At 68.5% G+C, this 6,392-nt stretch carries 7 protein-coding genes and 1 pseudogene; 2 read left to right on the top strand and 6 right to left on the bottom strand.

What is annotated here, in order from left to right; genetic code table 11:
- The 3 genes and pseudogenes from MFF30_RS24380 to MFF30_RS24370 form a co-directional block, all read right to left on the bottom strand.
- Positions 1-129: pseudogene (locus MFF30_RS24380) on the bottom strand (FAD/NAD(P)-binding oxidoreductase); the annotation flags it as partial.
- Positions 126-383 (bottom strand): ferredoxin, encoded by a 258-nt coding sequence (locus MFF30_RS24375; protein WP_238282777.1) that lies wholly within the window; start codon positions 381-383, stop codon positions 126-128. The pseudogene MFF30_RS24380 and the gene MFF30_RS24375, both read right to left, overlap by 4 nt.
- Before the next feature lie 83 nt (positions 384-466).
- Positions 467-1,264 carry a DUF3750 domain-containing protein gene (locus MFF30_RS24370; protein ID WP_238282775.1) on the bottom strand — a complete coding sequence of 266 codons (798 nt, stop codon included), beginning with the start codon at positions 1,262-1,264 and terminating at the stop codon, positions 467-469.
- 176 nt (positions 1,265-1,440) lie between these two features.
- On the opposite strand from MFF30_RS24370, the gene MFF30_RS24365 reads away from it, so the two are divergent.
- Positions 1,441-3,579 carry a TonB-dependent receptor gene (locus tag MFF30_RS24365; RefSeq protein WP_238282772.1) on the top strand — a complete coding sequence of 713 codons (2,139 nt, stop codon included), beginning with the start codon at positions 1,441-1,443 and terminating at the stop codon, positions 3,577-3,579.
- A gap of 116 nt (positions 3,580-3,695) precedes the next feature.
- Entirely contained in the window at positions 3,696-3,959 is a 264-nt protein-coding gene (locus MFF30_RS24360) for a hypothetical protein (protein WP_238282770.1), read from the top strand.
- A 98-nt stretch (positions 3,960-4,057) separates the two neighbouring features.
- Here the strand turns inward: MFF30_RS24360 and MFF30_RS24355 are convergent, their stop codons facing one another.
- The 3 genes from MFF30_RS24355 to MFF30_RS24345 all read right to left on the bottom strand — a co-directional run bounded on the left by MFF30_RS24355 (position 4,058) and on the right by MFF30_RS24345 (position 5,602).
- Positions 4,058-4,432: a DUF6481 family protein gene (locus MFF30_RS24355; protein ID WP_238282768.1), complete on the bottom strand. Its 375-nt coding sequence runs from the start codon at positions 4,430-4,432 to the stop codon at positions 4,058-4,060.
- A 213-nt stretch (positions 4,433-4,645) separates the two neighbouring features.
- Positions 4,646-4,855, bottom strand: coding sequence for a cold-shock protein (locus MFF30_RS24350; protein WP_238282766.1), 210 nt, complete (start codon positions 4,853-4,855; stop codon positions 4,646-4,648).
- Between the two features lie 480 nt (positions 4,856-5,335).
- On the bottom strand, positions 5,336-5,602 hold the full coding sequence (locus tag MFF30_RS24345) for a hypothetical protein (RefSeq protein WP_238282764.1): 267 nt from the start codon (positions 5,600-5,602) through the stop codon (positions 5,336-5,338).
- Between the last annotated feature and the right edge of the window lie 790 nt (positions 5,603-6,392).

Genomic DNA, 6,392 nt, shown 5'->3' with positions numbered 1-6,392 from the left:
GGGGCGGTGCGGCTCGGCCCCCACGATGGTCAGGGAGCCCGCGAAGCCCGATCGGCGCAGACTCTCGGCGCCACGCAGGCCCGCGAGCGAGGCGCCCACGATCACGACGCGCGATTCAGGATCGATCATCGGCGCGGGGCCCCCGCATCCTCGACGCTGATCGCCTGGACCGGGCAGGCGATGCGAGCCCGTTCGATGTCGGCGCGAGCGTCCGCCGAGGGTGCGGGATCGTAGTGGAGCGCTTCGTGCCCCTTCAGGACGAAGTGGTCCGGCGCCGCATAGCAGCACTGGGCGTAGGCCTGGCAGAGGTTGAGGTCGACGGTGACCCTCAAGCCAGCGGCGCGCGTCGGGCCCGGCCCGGGTGGTACAGAATTATCGGACATGCCAAGCGCAATGTCGGCGCTCCGCCCAAGGTTCCGCTCCGGGGCGGAAGGTCACGGGCGGCGTAAGGATTTCGCCTGCAAGGTCATATGCTTTGCCGACCGTCCGCCGGCTCCCAATCCGGCCCGATCCGCCCCCAGCCGGGCAGCTTCAAAGCGGGCCTGCGCAGGTCGAGCCCCGCCACCAGCCCCAGGATATTGACCTCGACCCCTTCGACCCAGCCGAGGGTGAGGCCCGCATACCCGCCGAAACCGATGCGCAGGCCCGTGCCGCTCGGCGTCCGTTCGAAGAGACGTCCGGGCGGCGTCCAGTCCTTGCCGAGGGCGGTCGGGGGCAGCGTCGCTGCGGCGTCCGGGATGCTGGCGAGGACATGGGCCGCGAACGTGTTGGAGTTTGGTCCCGGCCAGACAGTGTAGGAACCGAGCTTCCGGTGCGGATAGGCGGCCACGGCCGCGCGGATGCCGGGGATGACCTGGGCCGCCGCTTCGCCATCGAGGGCGAGTACCGTCTCGGGCCGGTTCCCGAACCAGCGTCCATCGGCGGCCCAGCCGTCCGTGCGCACCGGCAGACCCCAGCCGACGACGTCGTAGCGGGTGTATCGCAGGGCACCCGCGGCCTTGATCACGATCCAGCTGTGATGCGCGAAGATTCCACGCCAGCGTCCGACCCGGGCTGCGTAGACCCGGACCAGGGCTGGATCGCCGGCCATTGGTGTCTTCAGGATCCCGGTGCTCGACCAGTCTGCCGCCGACCAGTCGGGGGAACGTCCATCGCGCGCAAACCACCACAGGGCATGCGTGCCGAGTGGCAGCAGGAAGAGGACCAGGACGACGAGGAGGAGCACTCGCAGAGCAGAGAGGAAGGGGAGCAGCAGGGCCGACATGCTCTTCGGATGTCGGTGGGTGGCGGGCGCACGGCAAGCGGCGCAACCGTCGCAGGCGCCGAAGGTGGTGCGCTGCCGCAACAGCCTCGCGGTATCGGCCAGCGGACCGGTGAACGTCGTTGTAATAATATAACGTCTGCGCAAAGAAACATTATAACGTGTTTGTGCGAGGCGTGATGCGGGTTCTGCGAACGAAGGGGATCTGGGCCGGGGCTGCGCTGGCGGGGGTCGGTCTCGCCGCAACGCCCGCAGGCGCGCAGCAGGCGAAAGCCACTCTGGAGGAACTCAGCGTCACCTCTCCGAGCCCGATCGTTCCCATGACGGCATCGGGGCCGGGGTCGGGGCCGCCGCTGGGCGTGCTGCCGGTGGTGACGAACACTTTCTCGCCCGTGACGGTGGTCACCGCCGATCAGATCGCCCGTGACCAGCCGCGCACACTGGGCGACGCCTTGTCCGATCGGCCCGGCATCTCGGCCTCGACCTACGCGCCGGGCGCGGCGAGCCGCCCGATCATCCGCGGTCTCGACAACAACCGGGTCCGCATCCAGGAGAACGGCGTCGGCATCCAGGACGTGTCGGAGTTGGGGGAGGATCACGGCGTCCCGATCAACCCGCTGGTGGCCAACCGCATCGAGGTGATCCGGGGCCCGGCTTCGCTCCGCTTCGGCTCGCAGGCGATCGGTGGCGTGGTCAGCGCCGAGAATAACCGGGTGCCGACCTACATCCCCGCCAACGGCGTCTCGGGCTCGGCCACCACCGGGTTCTCGTCGGTGGACAATGGACGCCTCGGCGCCGTGACGGTGGATGGCGGCTCCGGCAACGTCGCGGTCCATGCCGACGGCTTCCGGACCGCGGCCGACAGCTATGCCATTCCCGGCGGCATTCAGCGCAACTCCGCCAACGAGAGCCAGGGCGGCGCGGTGGGCATGTCGTTTATCGGCGATCGCGGCTTCGTCGGCCTGTCCTACAGCCATTACGACGCCCTCTACCAAATTCCGGGCGGCGAGGCCGCCGAGAGCCGCACCCGCCTCGACCCCCGCCAGGATCGCCTCTTGGCCCGGGGCGAGTACCGCCCCCTCGACGGCCCGATCGCGGCCGTGCGCTTCTGGCTCGGCGGCTCGGTCTACCGCCACGACGAGACCGGCCTCGGAGAGGACGGGGTCGACGGGATCCGCGCCACCTTCAAGAACCGCGAGGCGGAGGGGCGGATCGAGCTCCAGCACGTGCCCGTCGCCCTCCCCTTCGGCACCCTCACCGGCGCCCTCGGTGTCCAGGCAGGGCGGCGTACCCTCGGCACCGCGGGCGAGGCCGGCGGCTTGCTGGCGCCGACCGATTCGCGCAGCAACGCCGTCTACCTGTTCGAGGAGCTGGGCCTGGGCGGCGGCCTGCGCCTGCAGGCAGCGGGTCGCATCGAGGGTGACCGTTCGACGGGCACCGCCACGGCTTTCCCGGGTGACTACCTGCCCGTGGAGGGCGAGGAGCCCCTCGCGTTCGGGCGCCGCCGTAAGTTCGCTCCGAAGAGCGTCAGCTTCGGCGCCCTGCAGGACCTGCCCTACGGCTTCGTGGCCAGCCTGAACGGCTCCTTCGTCGAGCGTGCGCCCACCGCCTTCGAGCTGTACTCGCGCGGCGCGCACGACGCGACGGAGACCTTCGAGATCGGCGATGCCAACCTGAAGAAGGAGCGTGCGCGGACCGTGGAGGCCAGCATCCGCCGCGCGGAGGGGCCGCTGCGCCTCGATGCGACGGGCTACTACACGCGCTACACCGGGTTCATCTACAAGCGCGACACCGGCATCCGCTGCGGCGACGACTTCGCGTCCTGCGGCAATGGCGACGAGTTGCAGCAGATCGTCTATTCGCAGCGCAACGCGACCTTCTACGGCGCCGAGATCGGCGCGCAGCTCGATCTGATCCCGGTGGGCAACGGTTTTGCCGGCCTCGACGCGCAGTACGATTTCGTGCGCGCCCAATTCGATGACGGCACTTTCGTGCCGCGCATCCCGCCCCATCGCCTCGGTGGCGGCGTCTTCGTCCGCGCCGACGGGTGGTACGCCCGGGTAAACCTGCTCCACGCCTTTGCCCATACGGAGATCGCACCGATCGAGACGGTGACACCGGGCTTCGACGACCTGCGCGCGGAGGTGAGCTACACCAAGCCCCTCGATCCGGGTGTCTACGGCATGAGCGAGGTCACACTCGGTCTCCAGGGCCGCAACCTGCTCGATGACCGCATCCGCAACTCGGCCTCGTTCAAGAAGGACGAGATCCTCCTGCCCGGACGCAACGTGCGCCTCTTCCTCACGGCACGTTTCTGAAGTGCGGCCGGCTCACCTTAGGTGCGAGAAGATAAAAGCCGACGCCGAGCGCCAAGCGTGCTAGAAGAACACAACCCCGCACGAACCCGTGCCTTGGGCAACTCCAAGAGGCCCCAGTGGCAAACGCGTTCAAGAGCGGTGCGTCCCAGTCGCGCTCAACCAACGATTTCAACGAGCGCGCCAAGCAGCTTTCCGAGCGGCTCGGTGCGATCGAGAAGCCGATCCAGATGAAGCGCGGGAACGCGCCGCGCCGGACCTTCAAGTCGGGTCCCCGCCCCGAGAGCGAGACCGCCGAGCCGGTCGAGGCTCAGACCGAGGGGCACGAGACCGCCGAGGGCGAAGGTGAGGACGCAGCGTCCGAGAACCGCACCGAAGCCTGATCGGCGTATGCGCAACGAGAAAGGGCCGACGAATATCGTCGGCCCTGCTCTCACTCTCGCATGATTTCAGGGCCCCGCTCCAGGGCGCCCCGGACCTTTTAGCGACGGGCCTTGGCTTTCCGGGCCGCGTAGCGCGCATCGCGAGCGGCTTTCTTCTCGGCAAGTTCTGCGGCCTTCCGCTCGGCGGCGGCCAGGGCCTCGGCCTCCTCGCGGGCGATCTGGGCGGCGAGTTCCGCCTCTTCGCGCGCGCGCTTCTCCTCGGCTGCGGCCTTCTCGGCGGCGATCCGGGCGGCCTCCCGCTCGCGGGCACGCTCTTCGCGGGCGCGGGCGACCTCGGCGCGGGCCTGCGCCTTGGCGATCATCTCCGGGTCATCGGCCGGAGGACGGGCCTTGAATTTTTCCAGCAGCATCTGCTTGGCGCTGAGGGAGTTCTTACGGCGGTCGTCGAAATTCCTGTAGTCGAAGGCGCCCATCTGACCTTTCTCATGTGGTGTGTCGCCCGCATCCGGCGTTGAGCACGCGCGGCATGGGGCCGTGGGAGGAATCAGTTTTTCGGCTGGTCTTTTTATCGCAGCAGCCCAATGCCTGACTGCCTGCCGGGAATCAACAGAAGCCGCCCTTCGGCGAGCGGCTTCCCGGAGATTGTTGAAACGATGCCTCAGCGTTCGGGCATCGCGGAACCGTGATCAGGCGGCCTGGAGGTTGCCGGCCGACTGCTTGCCGGTGCGGCGGTCATTCTCGATCTCGTAGGAGACCTTCTGACCCTCGATGAGGTTGCGCAGGCCGGCGCGCTCGACCGCGGAGATGTGGACAAACACGTCCTTGCCGCCGTCATCCGGCTGAATGAAGCCGTAGCCCTTGGTTTCGTTGAACCATTTCACGGTGCCCGTGCTCATGGTGGTATCCTCCTCGAAGTGTCGTCTCACCAGTCACCGCATGCCCGTGGCCCGCGTCGAAACGCGTGGCCATCCGTGGCGCAGGGTCGTCGGAATGGGATGGGATCGATGCCACGTCCGCCTCGACGGTCTGCTGGGCAGTCCTGACGAACGACACGTGGGCAACCCGGATGCGGACCGGCCATAGTGCGATGGTGGTAATCTGGGAATCCTGCGATGCGAGGACAAGGCGCCAAGCCCGGTCGGGTTCCCCATCGGTGTGCGAATCGACACGGCCCATCGGCACACGCACCGGGAGACTGCAGCGCTCACGATACACGCGGGTGCGACAGGCTGTGCTGCTTCATCGGGTGTGGGTCGGGACGAACGATGCGCTTTTGATGCACGGTGCGCGACGGGTCGGGCGTTGGGTCCGAAACACGCGCACGTCCAAACCGCGAGACTCGAGATATCGGGCTCTCGACCTATCCGGCTGATGGGTCAGGCCGGCGGCTGGCTCAGGTACGCCACCATCATCTCGGCGACGGCCCGGTCGGCGTAGTCGTCCACGCTCTCACGCCGCGCGATGGGAAAAGCCTCGACGACGCTGCGGCCGGCCAGGACTTCGGAGAGTTCGCTCGGCAGCATCCCGTTGGCGATGGCCGCGGTGGCAGCGGCCCGGCCATAGCTGCGCCGGAGGCGGTGCGCTGCGAAGAGCGCGGCGGGGGCGGGTTGGCGCCCCTCAAACTGTGCGGTGTGGTATCCCATCGGCGTCCTGGCTCCGTGCCTGCCCCCGTGCGGGGGTGTCCCCCCGTGCGGGGGTGTCTTCACGATTGGCGTCGTCCTCGCGCGGGCGACGACAGCAGGGCGGCCGGGTGTCTTTCGGAAACGGCATGGGCATGGGGGATATCGCGCTCGTCGGTGCGGGTGCTCCGACCTCGGCAAACCTACGCGAACGCGTGGAAAAGGTGCTTCCAAAGATTCCCGCACCGGGAGATGCGCTGGCGTTCCGACAGGCTGATCGCGAGAACGTCGCCCAGGTCCGGCGGCGGCAGGTCCCCCGTGCGGTCCGTGGCGGTGCCGGCATGTTCCATGGCGGCGGGACGGATCGAACCCGCGCCGAGATCTTGAGGATCGCAGGCATTGTGTCCGCACGGTGCGATCGCGACGTCACCGATACGGATTCTCATCGGGCCAAAGCCGGGAGGATGCTTCGTATCGACTTGGACGGTACCATCACCGGGCCGAACCCTCGCATCCCGCCGGTCATTCGGCCGCGCGGTCTTCTGCAGGGGCCGAGGGCACACCGCCCCACCATGCGCAGCGTGTCCCTTCGCAGAGATTCGCACGCGCGACAGCGACAGGTCGCCTTATGACGGACGGCTCCTGTCGCATCCGTCCGGGGTGGGTGAATTCGCGACGAATCGATTCCGGGCGAAAGCCGGCGGATCGACCAGCCGCTCGCCCGCTCGCCCGCTCGCTCGCCGGGTCAGCCCCCGACGGACGTCAGGCCGCGGCGCGGCGCGGTTGGCGTTCCGCCTGCGGTGAGTTCACCGCG

The organism is Methylobacterium goesingense, assembly GCF_022179225.1.
GTDB lineage: Bacteria > Pseudomonadota > Alphaproteobacteria > Rhizobiales > Beijerinckiaceae > Methylobacterium > Methylobacterium goesingense.
This window is presented reverse-complemented; position numbering and strand designations above follow the sequence as displayed.